Source organism: Aeromonas sp. QDB17, assembly GCF_027705305.1.
GTDB classification, from domain to species: domain Bacteria; phylum Pseudomonadota; class Gammaproteobacteria; order Enterobacterales; family Aeromonadaceae; genus Aeromonas; species Aeromonas caviae.
The window spans coordinates 314,101-340,238 of sequence record NZ_JAPDBP010000002.1 but is presented as its reverse complement, the minus strand read 5'-3'; the positions used below and the strand labels follow the sequence as shown (position 1 = coordinate 340,238).

At 58.7% G+C, this 26,138-nt stretch carries 19 protein-coding genes; 6 read left to right on the top strand and 13 right to left on the bottom strand.

Going from position 1 to position 26,138, the window contains the following annotated elements:
- Positions 1–84: 84 nt before the first annotated feature.
- Entirely contained in the window at positions 85–747 is a 663-nt protein-coding gene (locus tag OKC41_RS03330) for a DedA family protein (RefSeq protein ID WP_010674909.1), read from the top strand.
- Positions 748–998: 251 nt separating this feature from the next.
- Here the strand turns inward: OKC41_RS03330 and dsbB are convergent, their stop codons facing one another.
- Entirely contained in the window at positions 999–1,520 is a 522-nt protein-coding gene (gene dsbB, locus OKC41_RS03325; protein ID WP_167826369.1) for a disulfide bond formation protein DsbB, read from the bottom strand.
- A gap of 86 nt (positions 1,521–1,606) precedes the next feature.
- Positions 1,607–3,181, bottom strand: a complete 1,575-nt coding sequence (gene nhaB, locus OKC41_RS03320; protein ID WP_201893817.1) for a Na(+)/H(+) antiporter NhaB — start codon at positions 3,179–3,181, stop codon at positions 1,607–1,609.
- Between the two features lie 333 nt (positions 3,182–3,514).
- Here nhaB and fadR point away from each other — a divergent pair, with 333 nt between their 5' ends.
- On the top strand, positions 3,515–4,228 hold the full coding sequence (fadR, locus tag OKC41_RS03315) for a fatty acid metabolism transcriptional regulator FadR (protein WP_010674906.1): 714 nt from the start codon (positions 3,515–3,517) through the stop codon (positions 4,226–4,228).
- A gap of 59 nt (positions 4,229–4,287) precedes the next feature.
- Here the strand turns inward: fadR and OKC41_RS03310 are convergent, their stop codons facing one another.
- From OKC41_RS03310 to OKC41_RS03295, 4 genes are all read right to left on the bottom strand, one after another.
- Complete coding sequence (locus OKC41_RS03310) at positions 4,288–5,808, bottom strand: SpoVR family protein (RefSeq protein ID WP_113070181.1); 1,521 nt, start codon at positions 5,806–5,808, stop codon at positions 4,288–4,290.
- 9 nt (positions 5,809–5,817) lie between these two features.
- Positions 5,818–7,089 (bottom strand): YeaH/YhbH family protein, encoded by a 1,272-nt coding sequence (locus tag OKC41_RS03305; protein ID WP_201893819.1) that lies wholly within the window; start codon positions 7,087–7,089, stop codon positions 5,818–5,820.
- 24 nt (positions 7,090–7,113) lie between these two features.
- Positions 7,114–9,036, bottom strand: coding sequence for a PrkA family serine protein kinase (locus OKC41_RS03300; protein ID WP_010674903.1), 1,923 nt, complete (start codon positions 9,034–9,036; stop codon positions 7,114–7,116).
- Positions 9,037–9,608: 572 nt separating this feature from the next.
- Positions 9,609–11,531 (bottom strand): ATP-dependent DNA helicase RecQ, encoded by a 1,923-nt coding sequence (locus OKC41_RS03295; RefSeq protein ID WP_201893821.1) that lies wholly within the window; start codon positions 11,529–11,531, stop codon positions 9,609–9,611.
- Between the two features lie 332 nt (positions 11,532–11,863).
- Between OKC41_RS03295 and sstT the strand changes: the two genes are divergently transcribed.
- Complete coding sequence (sstT, locus tag OKC41_RS03290; protein WP_041215073.1) at positions 11,864–13,114, top strand: serine/threonine transporter SstT; 1,251 nt, start codon at positions 11,864–11,866, stop codon at positions 13,112–13,114.
- 739 nt (positions 13,115–13,853) lie between these two features.
- Here the strand turns inward: sstT and OKC41_RS03285 are convergent.
- From OKC41_RS03285 to pabB, 3 genes are all read right to left on the bottom strand, one after another.
- Positions 13,854–15,152, bottom strand: a complete 1,299-nt coding sequence (locus OKC41_RS03285) for a serine/threonine transporter (RefSeq protein ID WP_029314600.1) — start codon at positions 15,150–15,152, stop codon at positions 13,854–13,856.
- 215 nt (positions 15,153–15,367) lie between these two features.
- Complete coding sequence (locus tag OKC41_RS03280) at positions 15,368–15,934, bottom strand: CoA pyrophosphatase (RefSeq protein ID WP_161469939.1); 567 nt, start codon at positions 15,932–15,934, stop codon at positions 15,368–15,370.
- Between the two features lie 43 nt (positions 15,935–15,977).
- Positions 15,978–17,348 (bottom strand): aminodeoxychorismate synthase component I, encoded by a 1,371-nt coding sequence (gene pabB, locus OKC41_RS03275; protein ID WP_201893823.1) that lies wholly within the window; start codon positions 17,346–17,348, stop codon positions 15,978–15,980.
- A gap of 210 nt (positions 17,349–17,558) precedes the next feature.
- On the opposite strand from pabB, the gene OKC41_RS03270 reads away from it, so the two are divergent.
- On the top strand, positions 17,559–19,082 hold the full coding sequence (locus OKC41_RS03270) for a fumarate hydratase (protein WP_039040872.1): 1,524 nt from the start codon (positions 17,559–17,561) through the stop codon (positions 19,080–19,082).
- Between the two features lie 376 nt (positions 19,083–19,458).
- On the opposite strand, the gene OKC41_RS03265 is transcribed toward OKC41_RS03270, so the two are convergent.
- Positions 19,459–19,938: a cell division inhibitor gene (locus OKC41_RS03265; RefSeq protein ID WP_183149896.1), complete on the bottom strand. Its 480-nt coding sequence runs from the start codon at positions 19,936–19,938 to the stop codon at positions 19,459–19,461.
- 234 nt (positions 19,939–20,172) lie between these two features.
- On the opposite strand from OKC41_RS03265, the gene OKC41_RS03260 reads away from it, so the two are divergent.
- Entirely contained in the window at positions 20,173–20,370 is a 198-nt protein-coding gene (locus OKC41_RS03260; RefSeq protein ID WP_005323525.1) for a DUF4250 domain-containing protein, read from the top strand.
- Between the two features lie 393 nt (positions 20,371–20,763).
- Positions 20,764–23,238: a glycogen/starch/alpha-glucan phosphorylase gene (locus OKC41_RS03255; RefSeq protein ID WP_103243056.1), complete on the top strand. Its 2,475-nt coding sequence runs from the start codon at positions 20,764–20,766 to the stop codon at positions 23,236–23,238.
- A 64-nt stretch (positions 23,239–23,302) separates the two neighbouring features.
- On the opposite strand, the gene OKC41_RS03250 is transcribed toward OKC41_RS03255, so the two are convergent.
- The 3 genes from OKC41_RS03250 to trxC form a co-directional block, all read right to left on the bottom strand.
- Positions 23,303–23,869: a cytochrome b/b6 domain-containing protein gene (locus OKC41_RS03250; RefSeq protein WP_080770075.1), complete on the bottom strand. Its 567-nt coding sequence runs from the start codon at positions 23,867–23,869 to the stop codon at positions 23,303–23,305.
- Positions 23,870–24,070: 201 nt separating this feature from the next.
- Positions 24,071–25,459, bottom strand: a complete 1,389-nt coding sequence (locus tag OKC41_RS03245) for a DASS family sodium-coupled anion symporter (RefSeq protein WP_041215077.1) — start codon at positions 25,457–25,459, stop codon at positions 24,071–24,073.
- A 154-nt stretch (positions 25,460–25,613) separates the two neighbouring features.
- On the bottom strand, positions 25,614–26,054 hold the full coding sequence (gene trxC / locus OKC41_RS03240; protein ID WP_041215078.1) for a thioredoxin TrxC: 441 nt from the start codon (positions 26,052–26,054) through the stop codon (positions 25,614–25,616).
- Positions 26,055–26,138: the final 84 nt, after the last annotated feature.

The following is a 26,138-nucleotide window of genomic DNA, read 5'->3' as shown; positions in this document are numbered from 1 at the left end:
TTCGAAAAAGGGGACCATGGGGAGATTGTGAGCCAGGTCTCATTGGCGTAGACTCCACGCCGTTCACTTCATGGGTACCAAAAAATGGATCTGATCCTCTTTGCCATCGACTTTATTCTGCACGTTGACGTGCATCTGAAAGAGCTGTTCGAGAATTATGGCGTCTGGGTATACGCCATCCTATTTCTCATCATCTTCTGTGAAACCGGGCTGGTGGTGACCCCCTTCCTGCCGGGGGACTCCCTGCTGTTTGCTGCAGGAGCCCTCACCGTGGGCAGCGTGCTGGACGTGCACACCCTGGCCGCCGTGCTGATCATCGCCGCGGTGCTCGGCAACGTGGTGAACTACACCATAGGCCACTTCTTCGGTGAGCAGCTGTTTCGCAACCCCGATTCCAAAATCTTTCGTCGGGACTATCTGGTCAAGACTCATGCCTTCTATGCCAAACATGGCGGCAAGACCATCATCATCACCCGCTTCCTGCCCATCGTGCGGACCTTCGCCCCCTTCGTGGCGGGCATGGGGGCCATGACCTATCCCCGCTTCCTGGCGTTCAACCTGGTGGGGGGGCTCTTGTGGGTGCTCTCCTTCGTCTATGCCGGCCACTTCTTTGGCAATCTGCCGGTAGTGCGCCACAACTTTACCCTGCTCATCTTCGGCATCATCGCGGTCTCCTTGTTGCCCATGGTGATCGGCATGGTGAAGGCCAGGAGAAGTGCCAGCAAGGCTACCTCCGAAGGCGCGTGACATCGTCGTGCACGACATGAAAGAAGGGAGCCGATGGCTCCCTTCTTGTTGGTAGGCCGAGTGGCAGGTCGCTGCTGCGCCCTTTGACCCGCTTGTGGCTTGTTATGATGATGCACACCCACAGGCAGTCACTTCATTTTCATTGGCAGAACAGGTAGAAGGGGACCCGGCCCCCTGGGCATGGGGTCGTGAGGCGATAAAGAGGAGATAAAAAGGGAGCCATGGGCTCCCTTTTATGGTCGAGTGAACGACTAGTTGCAGCAGCGCCCTTTTATCAGGTTGCCAGCAGCCACGATGACGAACACCAGCAGGTAGGCGGCAAAGATGACCACGAGCCACTGCGGCATGGAGAAACCGAGGAACTGCCAGCTGATCTCGCTGCAGTCGCCGTCCGGGTAGAACATCCAGGGAACCCACTTATCCAGTGGTGCCCAGGCAGGGAAGTCAACAAACCCTTCGCATACGTTGAAGGGGGAGGGGTTCATCTGGTAATCCACGTGCTTGAGCGCCAGTTTCAGGCCCCAGAAGGCGCTGTAACCCCACAGGAGCATGGCACTCCAGCGCAGGTACCAGCGCTCTGGCGCGACCATGCCGAGGAGGCCGGCCATGAGCACGCCGAGGAGGGCGATACGTTCATAGATGCACATCACGCAAGGGTGCAAACCCAGCACGTGCTGGAAGAAGAGGGCACAGAGTTCCAGCGCGAAAGCGGAGGCTGCCAGCAATCCCCAGGCCAGACGATGACTGGCAATGCGGCGAAGATACTCGATCATCTGATTGATCTCTCAGAGAAAAATAGTGGCTGAATTAGAGCAGAGCCCCATCCGAAAAGAAAGGGGCCGAACAGCCCCTTTCATGATCAGTGTGTGGACGGGGTGGGCAGTGGTAGTGCCCCATGATCCAGCAACCACCCTACCTGATAGAACCATTCGGTTGCAGGACCGAGGAGCAGTTCCACGGAGAAAAAGCCGACAAGCCCCAGCACCAGAGTATAGGGCAGCGCCATCCAGACCATGCGGCCATAAGAGAGGCGCAGCAGGGGAGCGAGGGCCGAGGTGAGCATGAACAGGAATGCGGCCTGGCCATTGGGGGTGGCGACCGACGGCAGGTTGGTGCCGGTATTGATGGCCACGGCCAGCAGATCAAAATGCTCCCGGCTGATGGCGCCGTTGATCAGGGCGGTCTTCACCTCGTTGATGTAGACGGTGCCGACGAAGACGTTGTCACTGACCATGGAGAGCAGACCGTTTGCCAGGTAGAAGAGGGCAAGCTGATCCTCCGGCTTGGCCGCCAGTACCCACTGGATCACCGGCTTGAACAGCTGTTGATCGATGATGACAGCCACCACGCTGAAAAAGACGGTGAGCAGGGCGGTGAACGGCAAAGCCTCCTGGAATGCCTTGCCAAGCGCGTGTTCTTCAGTCACGCCGGTGAACGCCGTCGCGAGCACGATGACCGTCAGGCCGATCAGCCCAACTGCAGCCAGATGGAGGGCAAGACCCGTGATAAGCCAGGTGGCAATCAGCGCCTGGACGATCAGCTTGGCCTTGTCCTGCGGGGTACGTTGTGCGTCTTCGTCGCGCTCGTAGGATTCCATGATGTGACGCACGGGCTCGGGCAAGCGGGCGCCATAACCGAACCAGCGGAATTTTTCGACCAGGATGCAGGTCAGCAGGCCGCAGATGAAGACCGGGATGGTGACTGGCGCCATGCGAATGGCAAATTCACCGAAGTGCCACCCCGCCTGTTCACCTATGATGAGGTTCTGGGGTTCGCCGACCAGGGTGCAGACACCCCCCAGGGCGGTACCGATGGCGGCGTGCATCATCAGGCTGCGCAGGAAGGCACGAAATTCGTTCAGATGCTGGCGGGAGAGCTCGTCAATCTCTTCGTCATCATGATGCAGGTTGCCGGACTCATCCCGAGAGGCCACCTTGTGGTAGATGGCGTAGAAGCCGGTTGCGACGCTGATGACCACGGCGATCACGGTCAGGGCATCAAGGAACGCGGAGAGGAATGCAGACACCAGGCAGAAGGCGAGAGAAAGCAACGTTTTGGAGTGGATGCGCACCAGCATCTTGGTAAAGACGTAGAGCAGCAACTGCTTCATGAAGTAGATGCCGGCCACCATGAAGACCAGCAGCAGAAGCACTTCGATATTGGCCACCAGCTCATGCTTTATCTGGTTGGCGGAGGTCATGCCGATGAGCACGGCTTCGATGGCCAGGAGTCCGCCCGGTTGCAGCGGATAGCACTTGAGGGCCATGGCCAGGGTGAAAATAAACTCGACAACCAGCAGCCAGCCGGCCAGGAAGGGATCAACGTAGAAAATGATCGGGTTGATCAGCAGGAATAGAACGATGGCAATTTTGTACCATCGCGGAGCATTGCCCAAAAAGTTCTTTGTAAACGCGCGCCCTAGGCTGATTGGCATAATGATGGTTCTCTGTTCTGTTGTTGATATCTGCGTCTATGCAGTCGAGCCCGACCCGAGCCGAACATCCGGATATTCACCTGTATCAGATTGATTGCACATGATTTTAATCAAGGGAGCGATAACTATAAATAAGCTCGCTGAACTTGCCCAGCGAGCAAACGCTTATATCCCCATCATTTGGTGTTGGTTGACTCCCCATCTGCTGTTGTATACATATTCTTAACAAAAAGATCGGGGTAATGTGAGCAGAGGACCGACCTTCTGCTTGCCAGCATGACCGGCTTTGCTATTATTCGGGGGCCTTTTTACGCACTACAACAGAGTCATTACATGGTCATTAAAGCGCAAAGCCCTGCCGGGTTTGCCGAGGAATACATCATCGAGTCCATCTGGAACAATCGCTTTCCTCCTGGATCCATTCTGCCGGCGGAGCGCGAGCTGTCCGAATTGATCGGCGTGACTCGCACTACCTTGCGTGAAGTGTTGCAGCGCCTTGCCCGTGATGGCTGGCTCACCATCCAGCATGGCAAACCGACCAAGGTCAACAATTTCTGGGAAACCTCCGGTCTCAACATCCTGGAGACCCTGGCGCGTCTCGATCAGGACAAGGTGCCTGATCTGGTGGCACAGCTGCTCTCCGCCCGGACCAACATCTGCACCATCTTCATCCGTGGCGCCATTCGCAACAACCCGGAACAGGCCGCCGAGATCTTGCGGGGTGCCGATGATGTAGAGAACACGGCCGAGGCCTATGCGGACTTCGACTACCGTTTGCATCACCAGCTTTCATTTGCCTCGGGCAACCCCATCTATGCCTTGATCCTCAACGGTTTCAAGGGCTTGTACAGCCGGGTTGGCCGCTACTACTTCTCGGACAAGCAGGCGCGCGAAACCGCAGATGCCTACTACAAGACGCTGCGCAAGCTGGCCGAAACCAAGGATCACGAAGCCGTGTTCATGACGGTACGCCAGTACGGCATCGAGTCTGGCAAGCTTTGGACCCGTCTGCGTCAGGACATGCCAAGCAACCTGTGTGACAACTGATTGCTCTGACCCAAGAAAAACGCGCCTGATGGCGCGTTTTTTTATGCCCGGCACTGACGTCAGGTCATGCTCTTGCGGTCCGGACAACGGCCGATGATATCTGCGGATAGCTCGCCATTGTCCTGCTCCAGCACCACATCGAAGCCCCACAGTTGATGCAGATGCTTGAGCACCTCGTGACGTGACTCGCCAAGGGGGATGCGGTTGTGGGGAACATAGCGCAGGGTCAGGGAGCGATCGCCTTTCACTGCCACGTTGTAGACCTGAATGTTGGGCTCCAGGTTGCTCAGGTTGTATTGAGCGGACAGGGTGCTACGCACCAGCCGGTAGCCCTCTTCATTGTGAATGGCGGACACTTTGAGGTAGTTCTTCAAATCGTCGTCATCGATGGCAAAGAGCTTCATGTCGCGCATCACCTTGGGACTGAGGAACTGGCTGATGAAGCTTTCGTCCTTGAAGTTCTGCATGGCGAAATGCAATGTCTCGACCCAGTTGGTGCCAGCGTAATCGGGGAACCAGTATCTGTCCTCCTCGGTCGGGTGCTCGCAGATGCGACGCAGGTCGGTGAACATAGCAAAGCCAAGGGCGTAGGGGTTGATCCCCGAGTAATACCGGCTGTTGTAGGGGGGCTGATAGACGACGTTGGTGTGGCTGTGCAGCACCTCCAGCATGAAGCGATCGCTGATTTTTCCCTCGTCATAGAGGTGGTTGAGAATGGTGTAGTGCCAGAAGGTGGCCCAGCCCTCGTTCATCACCTGCGTCTGCTTCTGCGGGTAGAAGTACTGACTGATCTTGCGCACGATACGTACCACCTCGCGCTGCCAGGGCTCGAGCAGGGGGGCATTCTTTTCGATGAAATAGAGGATGTTCTCCTGAGGCTCGGCAGGATAGCGCCTGTCTTCCACCCCGGCAATCTTGTGCTGCTTGGGCAGGGTACGCCACAGCTCATTGACCTGGGTTTGCAGATAATCTTCCCGCGCCTTCTGGCGTCGCTTCTCCTCGGCCAGAGAGATCTTCTGGGGCCGCTTGTAACGATCCACCCCGAAGTTCATCAGGGCATGGCAGGAGTCGAGCAGTTTCTCCACCGCATCGATGCCGTGTTTTTCCTCGCACTCGGTGATGTAGTTCTTGGCAAACAACAGGTAGTCGATGATGGAGGAGGCATCGGTCCAGGCCTTGAACAGATAGTTGTTCTTGAAGAAGGAGTTGTGACCATAGCAGGCGTGGGCCATGACCAGCGCCTGCATCGGCATGGTGTTCTCTTCCATCAGATAGGCGATGCAGGGGTCCGAGTTGATGACGATCTCGTAGGCCAGTCCCATCTGGCCGCGCTTGTAGTTGCGTTCGGTGTGGATAAAGCGCTTGCCGAATGACCAGTGTTGATAACCGATGGGCATGCCCACGCTGGAGTAGGCATCCATCATCTGCTCTGCAGTGATCACCTCGATCTGGTTGGGATAGGTGTCGAGCTTGTAAAAACGGGCGACCCGGGCGATCTCCTGATGATAGGTCTCCAGAAGATCGAAGTTCCAGTCTGGTCCGTCATCCAGTGGCGCTACGCGTTTTTCAGTTTCGATCATGTGACCTCCTCACGCCGCTTGTTTCTTGAACAGCTCGCGGAACACCGGATAGATATCCTCGACCTTGCGAATGTGTTCCATCGCAAAGTGGGGGAACTGGCTGGCTACTGACTCATATTCGTGCCACAGAGTCTGGTGGGCACGGGTGGTGATCTCGATGTAGGAGTAGTAGCGCACCCGCGGCATGATGTCCCGCGCTAGGATCTCCCTGCACTGCGGTGAGTCATCGGCCCAGTTGTCACCGTCCGATGCCTGCGCCGCATAGATGTTCCACTGGTTGGTGGGATAACGTTCGTTGATGATGTCGTTCATCATCTTGAGCGCACTGGAGACGATGGTGCCGCCGGTCTCCTGGGAGTAGAAGAACTCGTGCTCGTCCACCTCCTTGGCCTGGGTGTGGTGGCGAATGTAGACCACCTCGACATTCTTGTAAGTCCGGCTCAGGAATAGATAAAGCAGGATATAGAAACGCTTGGCCATCTCTTTGGTGGCCTGATCCATGGAGCCGGAAACGTCCATCAGGCAGAACATCACCGCCTGGCTCGAGGGGACGGGCCGTTTGACGAAGTTGTTGAACTTGAGGTCGAAGGTGTCGATAAAGGGGACTGCATCGATCCGCCGCTTCAGCTCCCTGATCTCTTTTTCAAGTTGCGCCATTTCGGCGAAATGGTCGTTGGGCTCGCAAGCCAGCTGGGCCAGGCGCTCCTCCAGTTCACGCAACTGACGTTTCTTGCCTGCCTGCAGCGCCATGCGCCGCGCCAGCGAATTTTGCAGGGAGCGCACCACGTTGATGTTGGCAGGCACCCCGTTGGAGGTGTAGCCGGCCCGGTAGGTCTTCATCTCCATCAGCTGGTTGAGCTGGGTCTTTTGCAGCCGCGGCAGTTCCAGATCCTCGAACAGCAAGTCCAGGTACTCGTCCTTGGAGATCTGGAAGACGAAATCATCGACGCCCTCTCCTTGATCCGAAGCCTGGCCCTCGCCACTCCCCTGGCCGCCGCCACCCCCTTTGGGCCGGTCAATCTTGTCACCAGATACGAACTGGTCGTTGCCCGGATGCACCATCTCCCGTTTGCCGCCATGACCCTGATGAAAATGGGGTTCCCCGATGTCCTTGGTCGGGATGCTGATGCTCTCGCCCTTGTCCACGTCCTGAATGCTGCGCTTGGAGACAGCATCCGAGACCGCTTGTTTTATCTGCTTCTTGTAGCGGCGGATGAAGCGCTGCCGATTGACAGCGCTTTTGTTTTTGCCGTTGAGCCTGCGGTCGATAAAATGCGCCATAACTCCCCCTTGAACACGGCAGGGTCAGGATGACTTGCGTACCCTGAGATACCATTCGGAGAGCAGTCGCACCTGTTTGCGGGTGTAGCCTTTCTCCATCATCCGTTCGACAAAGTTATCGTGCTTCTTCTGCTCCTCGGCCGAGGTTTTGCTGTTGAAGGAGATAACCGGCAGCAGCTCTTCCGTGTTGGAGAACATCTTCTTCTCGATCACGGTGCGCAGCTTCTCGTAACTGGTCCAGTTGGGGTTACGGCCTGCATTGTTGGCCCGGGCACGCAGCACGAAGTTGACGATTTCGTTACGGAAATCTTTCGGGTTGCTGATCCCGGCAGGTTTTTCAATTTTCTCCAGCTCGCTGTTGAGAGACGCTCTGTCAAACAGCTGGCCGGTTTCGGGGTCACGATACTCCTGATCCTGGATCCAGAAGTCGGCGTAGGTGACGTAGCGATCGAAGATGTTCTGACCGTACTCTGAATACGACTCGAGGTAGGCGGTCTGGATCTCCTTGCCGATGAACTCGACGTAGCGCGGAGTCAGGTAACCCTTGATGAACTCCAGATAGCGATCGTGCAGCTCTTGCGGGAACTGCTCGCGCTCTATCTGCTGCTCCAGCACATAGAAGAGGTGCACCGGGTTGGCTGCCACTTCCGCGTGGTCGAAGTTGAAGACGCGGGAGAGGATCTTGAACGCGAAGCGGGTGGAGAGGCCGTTCATGCCCTCGTCGACACCGGCATAGTCGCGATACTCCTGGTAGCTTTTCGCCTTGGGATCGGTGTCCTTGAGGCTCTCGCCGTCATAGACCCGCATCTTGGAGTAGAGGCTGGAGTTTTCCGGCTCCTTGAGCCGCGACAGCACAGAGAACTGGCCCAGCAACTCCAGAGTACCCGGTGCGCATTTGGCCTCGGTCAGCTCGCTGTTGAACAGCAGCTTTTCATAGATCTTCACCTCTTCCGAGACGCGCAGGCAGTAGGGCACCTTGACGATGTAAACACGGTCGAGGAAGGCTTCGTTGTTCTTGTTGTTGCGGAACTGCTGCCACTCGGATTCGTTGGAGTGGGCCAGCAGGATGCCGTCGAAGGGGAGGGCGGAGAGCCCCTCGGTACCGTTGTAGTTCCCCTCTTGCGTCGCCGTCAGCAGCGGGTGCAGCACCTTGATGGGCGCCTTGAACATCTCGACGAACTCCATCATCCCCTGGTTTGCCTTGCACAGCGCACCGGAGTAGGAGTAAGCATCGGCATCATCCTGGGCGAAGTGTTCCAGCATGCGGATATCGACCTTGCCGACCAGGGAGGAGATGTCCTGGTTGTTGTCGTCCCCCGGTTCGGTCTTGGCGATGGCGATCTGATCGAGGATGGAGGGGTTTACCTTCTCCACCTTGAACTTGGTGATGTCGCCGCCAAACTCGTGAAGGCGCTTGGCGACCCAGGGAGACATGATGGGGCGCAGATAACGGCGAGGGATGCCGTACTCCTTCTCGAGGATTTCGCCATCTTCGTCGATGTCAAACAGGCAGAAGGGGTGATCGTTCACCGGTGAGCCCTTGATGCGATAGATGGGCACTTTTTGCATCAGGGATTTGAGTTTCTCTGCCAGCGAGGATTTACCGCCGCCAACCGGTCCGAGCAGATAGAGGATCTGTTTCTTCTCTTCCAGGCCCTGAGCGGAATGTTTGAGGTAGGAGACAATCTGTTCGATGGCCTCTTCCATGCCATAGAAGTCTTTGAAAGCGGGATAACGCGCGACGACGCGGTTGGAAAAGAGACGGCTGAGACGTGGATTGGTCGAGGTGTCGATCATTTCCGGCTCGCCGATGGCGGTCAGCAGACGTTCGGCGGCAGAGGCGTAGCAGGATTTGTCCTGTTTGCACATATCCAGAAACTCCTGGATGCTGTACTCCTCCTCTCTGGCCTTCTCATACCGCTGTTGATAGTGCTCGAAGATGCCCATAACTTAGCCCTCGTTATAGTCGCTTGCCCTGAAAAAGAGTGGATCACTACTTTTGTTCTGTTTACCTCTTAAGCCTAGTCAACAGCCCCCAGTAATCCATCGCCATCATTGGTTTAAGTTTGTGCGGGAGCTTCCCGATCCTCGTACGGGAAGAAGCAGTAAGTGACATACCTATGTTACTGACTGTTAAATTATTTTTGCCACGACAGTGATGCAAATGTCAAAGACATAAAAAATAAATCTTTGTGTGCCAGAGGGAGAAAATGGTGACGCTCTGTTTTGTCAGGGGGCGGTGCCAGCAAGGGCAAGGGCAGCAGGGAATAGAGGGTGAAAAGACGTGTCGCTTACGTCAACGTAATGTCATTTGTTTGGTGCTTTTGCTCTAATTTTTACATTGACGCTACATTCTGGCTGCTCTAGATTGGCCCTGTGTCGAGCAGTCATCGCTTTAGCAAGAGAGTGGGTGATTGTGCAGATACTAAGCTCTGTTTAAGCACGTTTCCGTTGGCTTGACCCTCGCATCCGCGAGGGTCTTATTTTTTCAGCGTCTGACCGGCGCCAAACCTGCAAGTTCAGGATTCGGCGGGATAGAGGGCTGACACCGCCGCCAGCACCTCGGCGAAGGGATGGTTCGCCAACTGGCCAAAACCGGCCAGATCCCTGGCTTTGAGACGGGTGGTCAGCGGGGTGGCGATGCCACACAGGAAACGGGTCAGGATCCTGGGATGGCGCTGATGGCACAGGGCGATCAGCGGATCGCACCAGGCGCGCAAACCGTGCTCGTTGGGCAAGCCCGGTGATGCAAGCGGCGGCAACACGGCGATCTCTCCCCGGCAGACGGAACAGTGCCCGCACCGCTCGGGGGCCGCGTCGTCGGCAAAATAGCGGGCAAGCTCATGGCTGAGGCAGGTGGTCGAGGTGAAAAAGGCCAGCAGCGCCTGAAGGCGGGCCAGCTCGCTCTGCTCTTTCTTTTCAAACAATCCATGCAGTTCTTCGGCCAGGGTCGCGGTATCGATCTGCTGGCTCAGCACCCGATAGACCTCGGTCATCTGCTTGCTTTCAAGCTCGATCCAACCCTGCTGCTGCAGGTAGTCCAGCGCCGTCGCGGCGCGCTGGCGTTCCCCCTGGTATCCCTGCCACAGCGCTTCGAAGTCCATGGTGCACCAGGTGCGCGCCTGGGGGGCGCAGGCAAAGACCTGCTCCAGGAACTGGCGGCGTTCGGAATTGAAACGAGCGAGGATCGCCTGTTTTTCCAGTACGAACCTGAAACGGTACTCGGCAAAGTAGCTGTAGGCCGGTGCAATGACCCCTGCCATCTCCAGATAGACCAGCAGGGTCTTGAGGGGCAGTTGGCGAATGTTGGTCTCGTTGGAGAGGCGCAGCAGGCTGAATTCCCACTCGGCGCCGCTCTGGCGCACGATATCGAGCAAGTACGCGATGGCGTCCCTGTCCGGCGTATCCCCATAGACGAAGTTTTCCAGTACCGGCAACTGGGCGCGGCTCGCCAGCACGGTGCAGCGGGAGGGAAGCCCGTCACGTCCGGCGCGGCCTATCTCCTGGCTGTAGTTCTCGATGGACTTGGGCAGGTCGTAGTGAATGACCCGGCGAATGTCGGCCTTGTCGATGCCCATGCCAAAGGCGATGGTGGCCACGATGCAGTCGAGTCTGCCAGCCATGAAGTCGCGCTGGATCTGGCTGCGCAGAGCGGGATCGAGCCCCGCATGGTAGGCGCATGCCCGGATGCCGCTGGCCTGTAACTGCGCGGCGCACTGCTCTGCGCTGTGTTGCAGAGTCACGTAGACGATGGTGGGGGCGGCCGGATCCCGGTGCAGCTCCTCGCGCAGCCAGGTATCGCGGGCAGTGCCTGCCAGCGGGAGGACGGCCAGATCCAGATTGGGTCTGTAGAAACCGGTGACCACCAGATCGTCCCGGTCGATGGCAAATTTTGCCTGCATGTCCGCCATGACGGCCGGGGTGGCGGTGGCGGTCAGCAACAGCACCTGGGGAATGGCCAGTTCACGGCGATGATCCGGCAGCTTGAGGTAGTCGGGGCGAAAGTTGTGGCCCCACTCCGAGATGCAGTGTGCCTCGTCTACTACCAGCAGTGACAGGGGGATGTGGGCGATGAAGCGGCGAAAGCGCTCATTTTTGAGGCGCTCCACCGAGATCATCAGGATCTTGAGCTGGCCATCGCTGGCCTGCTGCATCACGCGCCGGCTCTCTTCCGCTGTCTGGCTGGAGTCCAGAGTGGCGGCGGCGATCCCCTTGCTGCGCAAAAAGGCGAGCTGATCGTGCATCAGGGCCAGCAGGGGAGAGATGACCAGGGTCAGGTGGGGCAGTGCGAGGGCGGGCAATTGATAACAGAGGGATTTCCCCGCGCCAGTCGGGAAGATGGCTGCGGCGCTCTTGCCGGCCAGCAGACGACTGATCACCGCTTCCTGCCCGGGCCGCAAGCGATCAAAGCCGAAGTGTCGGGTCAATAAAGAGGTGATCATGGCAAGGCTCCCAGAAAAAGGGCGTCATCATATCACTTCTGGCCCAGTGGTGGCCGATGATCGGACTGGTTTGGTGACATTTTGACCGTGGTTGATATTGTGTTATCACATTGTTGTAGATTTTTTGTGAGGTAACCCTGATATTTTTCAGTGATTATGTGGAAAAAAACCATGGCAGATGGGATATTCCTGTCCGCAACCCCACGCGAACGGGACAGATCCACCAGAAGAGCTGCCCACGGCGTCACCGTCAACGGACCGGTGCCAATGCGCGGGGCTGGTTGCCAACAGGACTAATGATTCACGCACCATGAGTGCACAGGGACTACTTGATGACACAACAACACCCCCTCATTCGACTGGTCAACAGCACCAGTCTGGTTAGCCAGATCCTGGTCGGTCTGGTATTCGGTATCCTTCTTGCGATGTTCATGCCCGAGTGGGCCAAGGCGGCGGGTCTGCTCGGCAGTCTGTTCGTCGGCGCCCTGAAGGCCGTGGCGCCGCTGCTGGTCTTCGTGCTGGTGATGTCGGCGATCATCGGCCACAAGCACGGCCAGAAGACCAACATGAAACCGATCCTGCTGCTCTATGTGCTGGGTACCTTCCTGGCGGCTGCCGTGGCAGTGGTGGCGAGCTTCCTCTTCCCCTCCAACCTGCATCTGGTGGCAGGCGCTACCGAGATCACGCCGCCGGGGGGCATCACGGAAGTGCTGCAGACCCTGCTGTTCAACGTGGTGACCAACCCGGTGAAAGCACTGCTGGAAGCCAACTATATCGGCATCCTGGCCTGGGCCATCGGCCTTGGTATCGCCATGCGTCACGCCAATGAGAGCACCAAATCACTGATTTCCGATGTGTCTCACGGGGTTTCCGCCATCGTCAAGGCCGTGATCCGTTGCGCTCCGCTCGGCATCCTGGGTCTGGTTGCCTCCACCCTGGCTGAAACCGGCTTCGATGCGCTGTTTGGCTATGCCCAGCTGCTGGCGGTACTGATCGGTTGCATGCTGTTCATCGCCTTCGTGGTCAATCCGCTCATCGTCTTCTGGAAGATCAAGCGCAACCCCTATCCCCTGGTGCTGACCTGCCTGAAAGAGAGCGGTGTGACCGCCTTCTTCACCCGCAGTTCCGCCGCCAACATTCCGGTCAACATGGCTCTGGCCGAGAGGCTGCGCCTGCCGGAAGACACCTATGCGGTCTCCATCCCGCTGGGGGCCACCATCAACATGGCCGGCGCCGCCATCACCATTACCGTGCTCACCATGGCGGCGGTGCATACCCTGGGGATGGAAGTGGACATGGCGACCGCCATTCTGCTCTCCGTCGTCGCCACCATCAGTGCCTGTGGCGCTTCCGGTGTGGCGGGCGGCTCCCTGCTGCTGATCCCGCTGGCGTGCAGCCTGTTCGGTATCAGCAACGACATCGCCATGCAGGTGGTGGCCGTTGGCTTCATCATCGGGGTGTTGCAGGATTCCGCCGAGACGGCCCTCAACAGCTCCACCGACGTGCTGTTCACTGCGGCCGCCTGCATGGCCGAGGATGAGAGCCTGCTGGATGCCGCCCCGGTGCCCAGCCGCGAAGCCTGATCCCCTAAGACGTTCCGCTCTGCACAGGCGCCCTCTTCGGAGGGCGCTTTTTATTTGCGCGGGCGTCAGGCGCCCTGCACCTTCTCGCCGCGTCATGGCATTGACAGTGCTCGGATCCCCCTGTGTGATTTCCCGGGAGGGGCCCGTTGGCCGCCTTCGTGTTCTCGCCACCGCCAACACGCCATTCCCTGTACCAACGTGCCTGGCCCTGCATTCGGCCGGGCATATCGGGCTGTTTGTGCTGTCAGCGTGGCGGCTTGTGGCATCCCCTCTGGCGACCAAAGGGGTCATCTGTTCTTCGGTCGCTGCACGAGAATCCCGGTCAAGGCCCTCTCGGCGGTTTGCCTGCGCCCTGTGGTCGGTACTTTCCTTGATTGCCTTGAAGGAAGGCCCTATTGAGTGGGGACCTGGACTCTCTGGGCGAAACCTCGAAGAGCGGGCGTCCTGGTAAGGACAAGGGCTCTGGTGTTCTGCCTGGCAAGGCCGATGGCGTGCGGTAGATGACGGGATAACGCAGCACGCCTTGGTCGTGTGTCATGGGGAAAGGAATATGAGCGGCAAGCTGTCACCAAGGGGAAAGAGAGTGGGTGAAAGGGCTGTCTCTGATTTGAGGGCAGGGGGCTCTGATCATCTGAGCCCAGTACCTGATGATCATAACGAACACAGCCCGGCAGAGGAGATCTGCCGGGCTGTGGGAGGCGCCGGGCCAGATGCTGGCCCGACGGTATCGCAGGAAGGCTTAGCCGACCAGTTGATAAAGGATGGCGGAGATGGCGATAAGGCCCATGGTCGCCACGAAGACGTTGCTGATCTGGCCCTGGTATTTCGCCATGGCCGGAACGCGCTTGATGGCGTACATGGGCATGAGGAACAGGATGGTGGCGATGATGGGGCCACCCAGGGATTCGATCATCCCGAGGATGGAGGGGTTGATCACGGCAACGCCCCACAGGGTCAGGATAAAGAAGGCGATGATGAACAGCTCCACCTTCTTGTGGTTCGGTGCCTTGCCGGAGCTGCGCATGTTCTGGACGATCATCCCTTTCAGACCTTCACGGGCACCCAGATAGTGGCCGAAGAAGGAGGAGACGATGGCCACGAAGGCAACCAGCGGACCGAAGTAGGAGATGATGGGGCTCGCATGCTGGTTGGCCAGGTAGGAGAGCACGGCGATGTTCTGGGACTTGGCTTCTGCCAGCTGGGCCGGCGTCAGGCTCATCACGCAGGAGAAGACGAAGAACATCACGAAGCCCAGCAGAATGATGGCGGTGCGCTTGAGGATGGCGTCGGACTTGGCGACGGCATGCTCACCGTGATCACGGCGCTGAGCCAGGGCGAAGCTGGAGATGGCCGGGCTGTGGTTGAAGGAGAAGACCAGCACCGGGATGGTCAGCCACAGTGTGGTGGCGAAGTCCTTGGTGCTCGGCATTTCATTCAGGGCCGCACCGGTCCAGTCCGGGATCAGGTACAGGGAGATGCCCGCCAGAATGGCGATGAGCGGATAGACCAGGAACTCGGTCACTTTCAGCATCAGCTTCTCGCCAGCCAGCATCACGGACATCATGGCCATGATGAGCACGATGGAGAGGATCCAGCGCGGGGGCGGCGTCATCTGCAACTGGTTGACCAGGAAGCTTTCCACCGTGTTGGTGATGCCCACGCCGTAGATCAGCACGATGGGGTAGATGGCAAAGAAGTAGAGCAGGGTGATCAATTTACCGGCACCCACGCCGAAGTGCTCTTCCACCACCTGGGTGATGTCGGCATTGGGTTGCTTGGAGGAAAGCACGAAGCGCGCCAGACCACGGTGGGCCAGGTAAGTCATGGGGCCGACCAGCAGCGCCATCACCACCAGCGGCCAGAAGCCACCCATGCCGGCGTTGATGGGCAGGAACAGGATGCCTGCACCGACGGCGGTACCGAACAGGCTGATCACCCAGGTGGTGTCTTGTTTACTCCAACCGCGAGATTGGACCGAGCTGATTCCTTGCTCCTGTGCGGCTGCAACATCCTGTGCGCCAGTGACAGTATTGGACATGTGTCTCACCCCGAATGTGTGGTTTTAATTAGTCGGCGCAAGAATACTTTCTTTTTAATCAAAAATGTTGATCAAATTCACCTTTGTGCGGCAGAAACCCGTACTTTCTTGTAGAAATGTGATCAAAAGAATAAAAAATCAAAATTTATTTATCAAATACAGTGTTATTTGAATGTTAATTGGATAATTTTCCACCTCATGATGTTGTCGAAATGTTATTTCGAGATGTGCTGGGCAAGCTGGCGGATCATGCTGGCAGTGGCTCCCCAGATGAAAGATTGCTCCCAAGGGATCCAATAGATGGTGTGACGACCGTCTGCCCTTGGCAGGCTCAGGGCTATGTGCTGCCCCGGATCCAGCACGTGAGCGAGGGGGACTTCGAAGGCCTGGGCCACCTCGTCCTGGCTCAGGGTCAGCCCGTAGCCTGGGTCGAGCATGGCGAGGACCGGCAGCACATCGTAGCGCGAGACGGTATTGAGAGGGGTGAGGCTGCCGATGATCCGGATCTGGGAGGGGGGAATGCCAAGCTCCTCCTCGGTTTCCCTGAGCGCGGTGTGAATGAGGTCCCGGTCTTCCGGGTCCTGACGCCCGCCGGGAAAGCTGATCTGCCCCGGGTGGTGGCGCAGGGCGGCGCTGCGGCGCGTCAGCAGCAGGTGCAGGCCCTCGGGGCGCTCCACCAGGGGGATCAACACGGCGGCAGGTTTGAGCCCGGCCAGTGCCAGGCGATGGGCGGGGGCGGGGCGCTGCAGCAAAAAGCGGGTCAGCAGCTCGGCACTCGTCATCTCCATGGGTCTCCTTGTGTCGGCCCCGCAGGGCCGGATGGGATCAAAGGGCATCGAGCAGTGGCAGGATGCGGGCCACCTTGTCGTAGGTTTCCTGATATTCGGCGTCGGGATCGGAGTCGGCGATGATGCCGCCTCCCGCCCAGCAGTGCAGCTGACCGGCTTCGGCGATCAGGGTACGGATGCAGATGCTGGTATCCATCCTTCCGTGCTGACTCAGATAACCGATGCTGCCGCAGTAGGCATTGCGCCGCACCGGCTCCAGCTCCTCGATGATCTCCATCGCCCGGATCTTGGGAGCCCCTGTGATGGAGCCGCCGGGGAAGCAGGCCCGCAGCAGATCCACTTCTTGCCAGCGCGCATCCAGTTCTCCGTGAATGGTGGAAACCAGATGATGCACCGCCGGGAAGGATTCCACGGCAAAGAGATGCGGCACAGTGACCGACCCCGGCCGGCTCACCCGGCCGATGTCGTTGCGCAGCAGATCGACGATCATCAGGTTCTCCGATCTGTCCTTGTCGGCGCTGGCGAGCGACTCGGCCACCCTGGCATCCTGGGCGGGATCCGGGTGGCGAGGCCGGGTGCCCTTGATGGGCTTGGTCTCGATATGGCGCTTGTCGAGCAGCAGGAAACGCTCCGGGGAGAGGCTCAGAATGGCGCTTTGCGGCAGGCGGACAAAGGCGGAGAACGGCGCCTTGTTGGCGGCGCTCAGGGCGAGATAGGCGGACCATTCATCCCCCTGATAAGGGGCGCTGAAGCGCTGGGTCAGGTTGATCTGGTAACAATCCCCCGCCGCCAGATAGGCCTGGATACGGGCAAACTTGTCGCCGTATTCGGCCCGCGTCATGTTGCTCTGCCAGGGGCCGGTCAGGCGAAGGGGGAGGGTGGTTCGTTCGCGTTGCGCCATCAGCCAGTCGAGCCTGCGGGCGAGGCCGGCTTCATCACCCCAGTGGGCCAGTTGCCAGTGTCCCGTCGCGACATTTCGCAGCAGCGCCCAGTCGTAGATCCCGACCGCCATGTCGGGCACCTGAATGTCCTGTTGTGCCACTGCGGGCAGACGCTCGAATCGCCGACCCAGATCGTAGCCAAAGAGTCCCAGGGCCCCCCCGATAAACGGCAATCCCGAGTCATCCTCAACACGCTCCCCGAGCAGGGCTCGCTGGGTCTTGGCGAGCAGGGCGAGGGGATCGCCGTCATGATGGTGCTGGTGGTTATCCTGGGTGAGGCAGGTGCTGGTACCCCGGGTTTCCAGGGTGGCAAGCGGATCGGCGCTGATGATGTCAAAACCGTTGTCAGCCCCCAGGGGGCCGGCGGATTCCAGCAGGATGGCCCAGGGTTGGTGTTGCAGGCAGGCGAACCAGGTGTGGAGCGAGGCCTGCGGGTCGAAATGGTGGATATGCAGTCTTGGTTTCATTTTTTGTTACATAGGCAACAGTTTGCGCCCGGCTCCCTAGCCGGTTCGGGTGGTCAAGCGTATCATGGCCGCCGGCATTTTTAAGAAAAACACCGTTATAAAAACACGCCGCAGTCTGCCGGCTCCAAGTGCATTTGCCACCTGCCGAAGGCCCGGCTCATATGGAAGCCCTTGCTCGCGCAAGCGATAACAAGGACCAGTGAGGATGATATGAGCATCATTAGAAAACAGGACTTTATCGATTCCATTGCTGACGCCCTGCAGTACATCTCCTTCTACCACCCCCTCGATTTCGTGCAGGCCGCCAAGGCCGCCTATGACCGCGAGATCAACCCGGCCGCCAAGGATGCCCTGGCCCAGATCCTGATCAACTCCCGCATGTCTGCCGAAGGCCATCGCCCGCTCTGTCAGGACACCGGTATCGTCACCTGCTTCGTCAAGATTGGCATGCAGGTGCAGTGGGACAGCGACATGACGGTCCAGGAGATGGTGGATGAGGGCACCCGCCGCGCCTACACCAATCCGGACAACCCGTTGCGCGCCTCCGTGCTGGCGGATCCGGCCGGCAGCCGCAAGAACACCAAAGACAATGCCCCCGCTGTCGTGCACATCGACATGATCCCCGGCGACAAGGTGGAAGTGAGTATCGCGGCCAAGGGCGGCGGCTCCGAAAACAAATCGAAGATGGTGATGCTCAACCCCTCCGACGATATCGTGGAGTGGGTACTCAAGACGGTACCGACCATGGGGGCTGGCTGGTGCCCGCCTGGCATGCTCGGCATCGGCATCGGCGGCACCGCCGAGAAGGCGGCGGTGCTCGCCAAGGAAGCCCTGATGGAGCACATCGACATCCAGGAGCTGATTGCCCGTGGTCCCGAGACCACCGAAGAGAAGCTGAGGGTCGAGCTCTATGACAAGGTCAACAAGCTCGGGATCGGTGCCCAGGGGCTGGGCGGCCTGACCACGGTGCTGGATGTGAAGGTGAAATCCGCACCGACCCACGCCGCCTCCAAGCCCGTGGTGATGATCCCCAACTGCGCCGCCACCCGTCACGTGCATTTCGAACTCGATGGCTCCGGCCCGGCGGAGCTGACACCCCCCAGGCTGGAAGACTGGCCGGAGATCACCCGTGAGTCCGGTGGCAATGTGCGCCGGGTCAACGTGGATGGTATCACCAAGGCAGAGCTTGCCAGCTGGAAGAGCGGCGATACCGTGCTGCTCTCCGGCAAGATCCTGACCGGCCGCGACGCCGCCCACAAGCGCATCGCCGACATGCTGAAAAAGGGTGAAGGACTGCCCGAAGGGGTCGATTTCACCAACCGCTTCATCTATTACGTGGGCCCGGTCGATGCGGTGCGTGACGAGGTGGTCGGCCCGGCTGGCCCCACCACGTCCACCCGGATGGACAAATTCACCGACATGATGCTGGGAGAAACCGGCCTCATCGGCATGATCGGCAAGTCCGAGCGCGGCCCCAAGACGGTCGAGAGCATCAAGCAGCACCAGGCTGTCTACCTGATGGCGGTGGGCGGCGCCGCCTATCTGGTGGCGAAAGCCATCAAGAAGGCGCGCGTGGTGGCCTTTGCCGATTTGGGGATGGAGGCCATCTACGAGTTCGAGGTGGAAGACATGCCGGTCACCGTGGCGGTCGACTCCCAGGGCAACAACATCCACGAGACCGGCCCGGCCTACTGGTCCGCCAAGATTGCCGAGCTGGAGACCAAGCTGGCTTGATCAATCGGGCTTCGGTGCAAACGCAGAGCGATTAGCCCCGTACAGCAGCATGTTGAAAGGCGACCCTCGGGTCGCCTTTTTTGCGGGCCTCATTTGACGGTCTGGACCTGAGCAAATTTACTGCTGCTGTGCTGCTGTGCTGCTGTGCTGCTGTGCTGCTGTGCTGCTGTGCTGCTGTGCTGCTGTGCTGCTGTGCTGCTGTGCTGCTGTGCTGCTGTGCTGCTGTGCTGCTGTGCTGCTGTGCTGCTGTGCTGCTGTGCTGCTGTGCTGCTGTGCTGCTGTGCTGCTTTGTCTTTGTCGTCATGGCATCCCGGGTCGGAAGCCTGGATAACCCGGTGGGCAATGCCGGCGCATTGGCTGTTACGCCGAAGGGCGATCAGTGGTTCAGGTAGACATCCTGGCCGCCGTAACTCAGTGCCCCACCCAGAGGGGTTGAGGGCTCGAAGAAGCGGGTCAGGACACCGGCTCGCTGGCCCAGGGAGCTCAATGTGCTCCGGTCCAGGGCGACCTGTTCGGGCAGCCAGGTCAGCACGGCGGCACAGTGACCATTGATCAGGCTCTGCTCCAGCAGGCGCTGCCAATTCTTGATCTTGGGGGCGTGTACGACAAGCACCCTGGCAGGATTGATCCCTCTGGCCTGCAATTGCGCGGCGGCGGGCAGACCTGGCGGGGCGACGAGCAGGATCCAGCCACTGTCGGACTGACTCAGTTGCCCCAGGGCATCGAGCAGCGGCGCTTCCTGATGGAGAGGGCCGCGCCGCTGCTCTTGTCCCATCTTGCTCTGATGGCGAGTGGGCCAGGTGGTGATCAGACCGGCAGAGGAGGAGGGGGGGCAAAGATTCAGGGGCTGGCTCATATGTCGTTCCTGTATGAATAACCATGCTGTATGCACATACAGTAGTTCTGTTCGCAAGGAGTGACAAGTCATTTGTGGCTAAAAGTGTGAGCCGATTAACAGGAGATGATTTTAACTACATGATTAAAAAGGATATTTATATCTTCCTTATGCAGGATGTTTTTTAACCAGTAGACAAACTTCGGGTCGGCGCTCATGGTTATACAGTCCTGTATGGGGAGAGGAGGGAGCGAGATGGACGTTAGTACCTTGCAACGACTGGATGCGAACATTCTGCTCGGGATCATCAACGAGAAGCTGCGGCTGGAGTGTGATGGTCTGGAAGAGCTGCTGGCTTACTACGACATGACAGAAGATCAGCTGGCTACCCGTCTGCAACAGATCGGGTATCACTACGACCCTATGAGCAATCAGTTCAAGGCACATGGTTAATTGAAATCAAAGGGTGCTCCGATTGGGGCATCCTTTTTATTACCTGACGAGGAGGTGTGAATTGAAAACGCTTTCAATTTCTCCCTAGTCGGCGGTTATTTTCACGTATTTTCAGTCACAGGCAATCATTGAAAACCTATTCATGAAACTATCTTTTTTGTTTTCTTATATCACTATGATTTAAAACGAAATTTATATTTCATTCAGGCTGGCTCAAGGAAAGGGTTTTCATGGTGAAACTGTCATTTTTATGCGTTAAAGTGTGACTCACGTTAACTTTTAAACCCTTGGCTTTAGCTAGTATGCCCCCGCCGGAGCATATTCTGAGATAACAACAGCGCCGGTCCCCCCGATGGGATGACATTTTTTATTTGTAACGAAGGAAAATGGTTTATGGCTACCAAGAAGAAGACAGACCAGGATCTCCAACTGGATAAAGATCAGCTCAAGGCGAGTATCGTGCGTCACCTGCGTTCTACCTTGGGTACAAGCGAACAGAAAGCCTCTCCGGATGCCTGGTGGAAAGCGACCGCTGCCGCCGTCAATGAACAGGTGTACGAGCGCCTGACCCGTACTCAGCAGACTCACTTCAAGAAAGATACTCGTGCGATTCACTATCTCTCTGCTGAATTTTTGATGGGGCGTTTGACCTCCAACAACCTGCACAACCTCTCCCTCTACAAAGTCTGTGAAGAGGCGCTGGGTGAACTTGGTCTGGAACTGACCGATCTGTGTGAACAAGAGCCTGACATGGCCCTTGGCAACGGCGGCCTGGGTCGTCTGGCTGCCTGCTTCATCGATTCCCTGGCCACTCTGAACTACCCGGCGGTGGGCTATGGCATCCACTACGAGCACGGCCTGTTCCGTCAGGAAATTCAGGATGGCCGTCAGATCGAGCGTCCGGACTCCTGGCGCGAATATGGCAACCCCTGGGAGATCTGCCGCCCGGAATCGGTGCAGGAGATCCCGCTCTACGGCTACGTGGAGACCGTGTTTGGTGACAAGGGTGGCCTGAAGAAGGTGTGGCACGCCGGTCGCAAGATCAAAGGGGTGCCCTGGGACATTCCGGTGGTCGGCTTCGGTGGTCACACCGTCAACATCCTGCGTCTGTGGGAATCCCGCGCCTCCGAGTTCTTCGACTGGGACGTGTTCAACGCCGGTGGTTATATCGACTCCCAGGCCGAGAAGGCCCAGGCCGAGACCATCTCCAAGGTGCTCTACCCGAACGATGAGACCGACGCCGGCAAGGAGCTGCGCCTGATCCAGCAGTACTTCTTCTGCGCCTGCTCCATCAAGGACATCATGCGTCGCTACAAGCGGGTGCATGGCAGTGACTTCAGCAACTTTGCCGCGCAAATCGCCATCCAGCTCAACGATACCCACCCCACCGTGGCCATCCCCGAGCTGATGCGCGTGCTGGTGGACGAAGAGGGGCTGAACTGGGATACCGCCTGGGGCATCTGCTATCAGGTCTTCTCCTACACCAACCACACCCTGCTGCCGGAAGCGCTGGAGAAGTGGTCCGTCAGCCTGTTCGAGAAGGTACTGCCGCGCCATCTCGAGATCATTTACGAAATCAACGCCCGTTTCCTGAACGAGCTGGTGGAGCCCAAGTGGCCGGGCAACGATGCCATCAAGGCCAAGCTCTCCATCATCGAAGAGGGTGACGTGCGCAAGGTGCGCATGGGCAACCTGTGCGTCATCGGCTCCTCCAAGGTGAACGGCGTGGCCGAGATCCACTCCAAGCTGGTAAAGGAAGATCTCTTCCCCGAGTATGCCGAGCTGTGGCCCGAGAAGATGTGCAACGTCACCAACGGCGTGACTCCCCGTCGCTGGCTGCTGGCCTGCAACCCGGAACTTGCCGAACTCTACAACGAGGTGGTGGGCAAGGAGTGGCCGCTGCAACTGGACAAGCTGCGCAGCGTGGTGAAGTTTGCCGACGACAAGGCGTTCCAGCAGCAGTTCATGACCATCAAGCGCCACAACAAAGAGAAGCTGGTCAAGGTCATCAAGGCGGAAACCGGCATCGACGTGAGCGCGGAGGCGATCTTCGACGTCCAGATCAAGCGTCTGCATGAGTACAAGCGCCAGCAGCTGAACCTCATCCACATCATGGCGCTCTACCGTCGCCTGCTGGCGAACCCGGACTATGACATGCATCCGCGGGTGTTCATCTTCGGCTCCAAGGCGGCGCCCGGTTACAAGCTGGCCAAGGACATCATCTACGCCATCAACAAGCTGGCGGAGCGGGTCAACAACGACGCCCGTATCCAGGGCAAGCTGAAAGTGGTGTTCATGCCGAACTACCGCGTGAGCCTTGCCGAGAAGCTGATCCCGGCGGCGGATGTCTCCGAGCAGATCTCCACCGCAGGTTACGAAGCATCCGGTACCGGCAACATGAAGATGGCGCTGAACGGTGCCATCACCATCGGGACGCTGGATGGAGCCAACATCGAGATCGCCGAAGAGGCGGGTGCCGAGAACTGCGCCATCTTCGGTCTGAACGTGGACGAGGTGAAGTCCCTGAAGTCGCGCGGCTACAACCCGTATGACTTCTACTACGCCAACTCCGAACTGAAAGCCGTGCTGGACTGGTTTGATACCGACTACTTCACGCCGGGTCGCCCTGGGGAGCTCTCCTCCATCAAGCGTTCCCTGCTGGAAGGGGGAGACCCTTACCTGACTCTGGCCGATTTCGAGTCCTACTCCGAGGCGCACAAGCTGATCGACGCCTGGTACCGGGATCCGGCCCTGTGGGCGAAGAAAGCCATCATCAACTCGGCCACCATGGGCAAGTTCAACTCCGACCGCTCCATCCAGGATTACGTAGACCGGATCTGGAAACTGACGAGCTGCAGCGTCGGCTGATGTCTGCTCCTGTGAAAAACCCCGCGATGCGGGGTTTTTTTTCATCTGTCGGGCTGAGGGAGGCTCAAGGCCTGTCGACCACCCGGGTGTCCGCCGGCACCCGTTTCTTGCCGGTGATCATCGCCCTGACGAGATCGCCCCGTACCAGGCGATCCAGGGCGATGACGGCCAGTACATGGACGAAGATGGCCACCTGCAACCCCTTGGCAAAGAACTCGTGGATCTCTTCCATGCGATGGGTGCCGGAGAGCGGCCCGTATTCGGTCATGATCCCGCTGGCGGCGGTACCGACAAGGCAGGTCAACAGCAGCAATATCATCAAGGACCCCAAAGGATTGTGACCGGCGTAGTAGGGGTGGCGCCCCTTGATCGTCTCCTTGAGATAGGTGATGACGCCGGCCGGTGTCGGCAGCCACTGGGCGAAGCGGGCATGATAGGAGCCGATGAAACCCCATACGATGCGCAGTACCAGCAGTCCTGCCAGCGCATATCCCGCATAGCGGTGGTTGCGCGCTCCCTCTTCAAGGATGAAGAGATTCAGCACGCACAACAGCACAGTGGCCCAGTGAAATCCCCTGACCACCGGATCCCATACCTTGATTTCACGGTTGTTCTGCATCGTCTTTCCCATGAGGTGATCCCCTTGTCGTGATGTCCATGATCATCGCCATCGTCAGCCATGGCTGCGTGATGGCCGTTGTCAGCATCATGGAGGTGATTTCTTAAGTGCGAGTTAATGTCGCCGTGATGTCACGGGTAGGGAGTGCGGTGGTTTCGGGGCGAGAAAAAGCCCCGGCGATGCGGGGCTTGGAGGGGCATTAGGGGGCGAACCTCAGTGGAGGATATCCCCCATGAAATAGGCCAGCATGGTCAGGATGACGGTGAACACCAGGTTCAGTACCAGGCCGGCCCGCATCATCTCCCGCTGCTGGATATGGCCGCTGGCGAAGACGATGGCGTTGGGGGGCGTGGCCACCGGCAGCATGAAGGCACAGGAGGCGCCGACGGCGATCAGCACGGAGACCACGATGGGGGAGACCCCCAGAGCCTCGGCCACCCCGGCGAACAGCGGCACCAGCAGCGCGGCGGTGGCGGTGTTGGAGACCAGCTCGGTCAGGAACACCACGAAGGCGGCCAGGCAGAGCAGGATCACGAAGATGGGCATGGAGGAGAGGCCGCTGGAGAGGTGCTCCGCCAGGAAGGCGTTGGCCCCGGTCTGCTTGAGGATGGCGCTCAAGGTGAGACCACCCCCGAACAGCAGCAGCACGCCCCAGTCGGTGTTCTGGTTGATGTCATCCCAGCTGGCGACCCGGCTGACGGCGATGGCCAGGATGGCGCCCATGGCGATCAGGGTATCGAACTGGGGAATGCCGCCCAGCGCCTTGGCAAGAGGCTGGGATCCAATCCACAGCAGCACCGTGGTCAGGAAGATGGCCAGGGTCACTTTGCGCTGACCTGTCCATTCGATGGTGACCTGCTCGGTGCTCACCTGGTGGGAGAGATTGGGACGGGTCACCCAGTAGAGCAGGCCGATGCCCACCGGCATGAAGATGATCACCACGGGGATGCCGAACTCCAGCCAGTCGGTGAAGCCCAAGCCCATCTGGGCGGCGGCGATGGCATTGGGGGGGCTGCCCACCAGGGTGCCGATGCCACCGATGCTGGCGCTATAGGCGACGCCAAGCAGCACGAAGACCAGGGTGCGGCGCTCCTTGTGAACGTCCAGCCCCTTGAGCATGCCGAGGGCCAGCGGCATCATCATGGCCGCGGTGGCGGTGTTGCTGATCCACATGGAGAGGGCGGCCGTGATGGTGAAGAGCACGATGGAAGCCCAGCCCAGGTGTCCCTTGGCGAGCTGCATCACCTTGCCGGCGATCTGGGTGTCGAGTCCCTGCTTGGAGAGGGCTGCCGCGAGGGCAAAGCCGCCAAAAAAGAGGAACAGGACGGGGTTGGCAAAGTCGGTCAGCGACTTGCTCATGTCGAACACCCCGAGCAGGGTGGCGAGCACCGGGATGGAGATGGCGGTGATGGTGATGTTCACCGCCTCGGTCAGCCAGAGGATGGCGATGAAGATCAGGATGGCCAGCCCCTTGTTGACCATGGGGTCAAACGGGAGCCATGCCAGCATGGCGCAGAGCAGGAGCAGATCCAGGATGACGATCCCGGACTTGATGTCCAGCCAGCGTGAGGGGGGAGTCGTAGGTACAGCCGATGTGTGCATAACGTTTTCTCGGTTAATTTATGGTTGTTGTTGTGATGCCGAGGTTACATTTATCCCCCTGTTTGAAACAGGGGGATATGGTCAAATCATGTGGCGACTCACAGAGTCAAGTGAAAATGGATCTTCAATCAAACAGAAATGAAACATTTTGTTTTCATTTGACGGGGGAGGTGAAGGAGAGCAGCCACTCCTTGAACAGGCTCTTGGGCAGGGAGCCGCTGCGCTGTGCCAGGATCTCCCCCCGCTGGAAGACCATCAGGGTAGGAATGCTGCGGATGCCATAGCGACCTGCGATGGCGGCCTCCTGCTCGGTATCGAGTTTCACGAAGCGAAGGCGGGGCTCAAGCTCCCGGGCGACCTCCTGAAAGACGGGGGCAAACTGCAGGCAGGGGCCACACCAGCTTGCCCAAAAGTCCACCACCACCGGGATGTCGGACTGGATCAGGGCATCGAAGCTGGCCTGACGCCCCGCCACCGGGGTTTGTTCGAAGAGGGGGTGACGGCAGCGGCCGCATTTCGCGTTTGAGTCTGCTTTTTCGACAGGCAGGCGGTTGCGGGTAAAGCATTGGCTACAATAGGTGGTGACAAGTGACATAATTGCTTCCTTATTTCATGGCCCGGCAACATCTTTATTGCAATCAAAGCGCTGACTAACGGTAACATAGCACTCAGTGGTTTT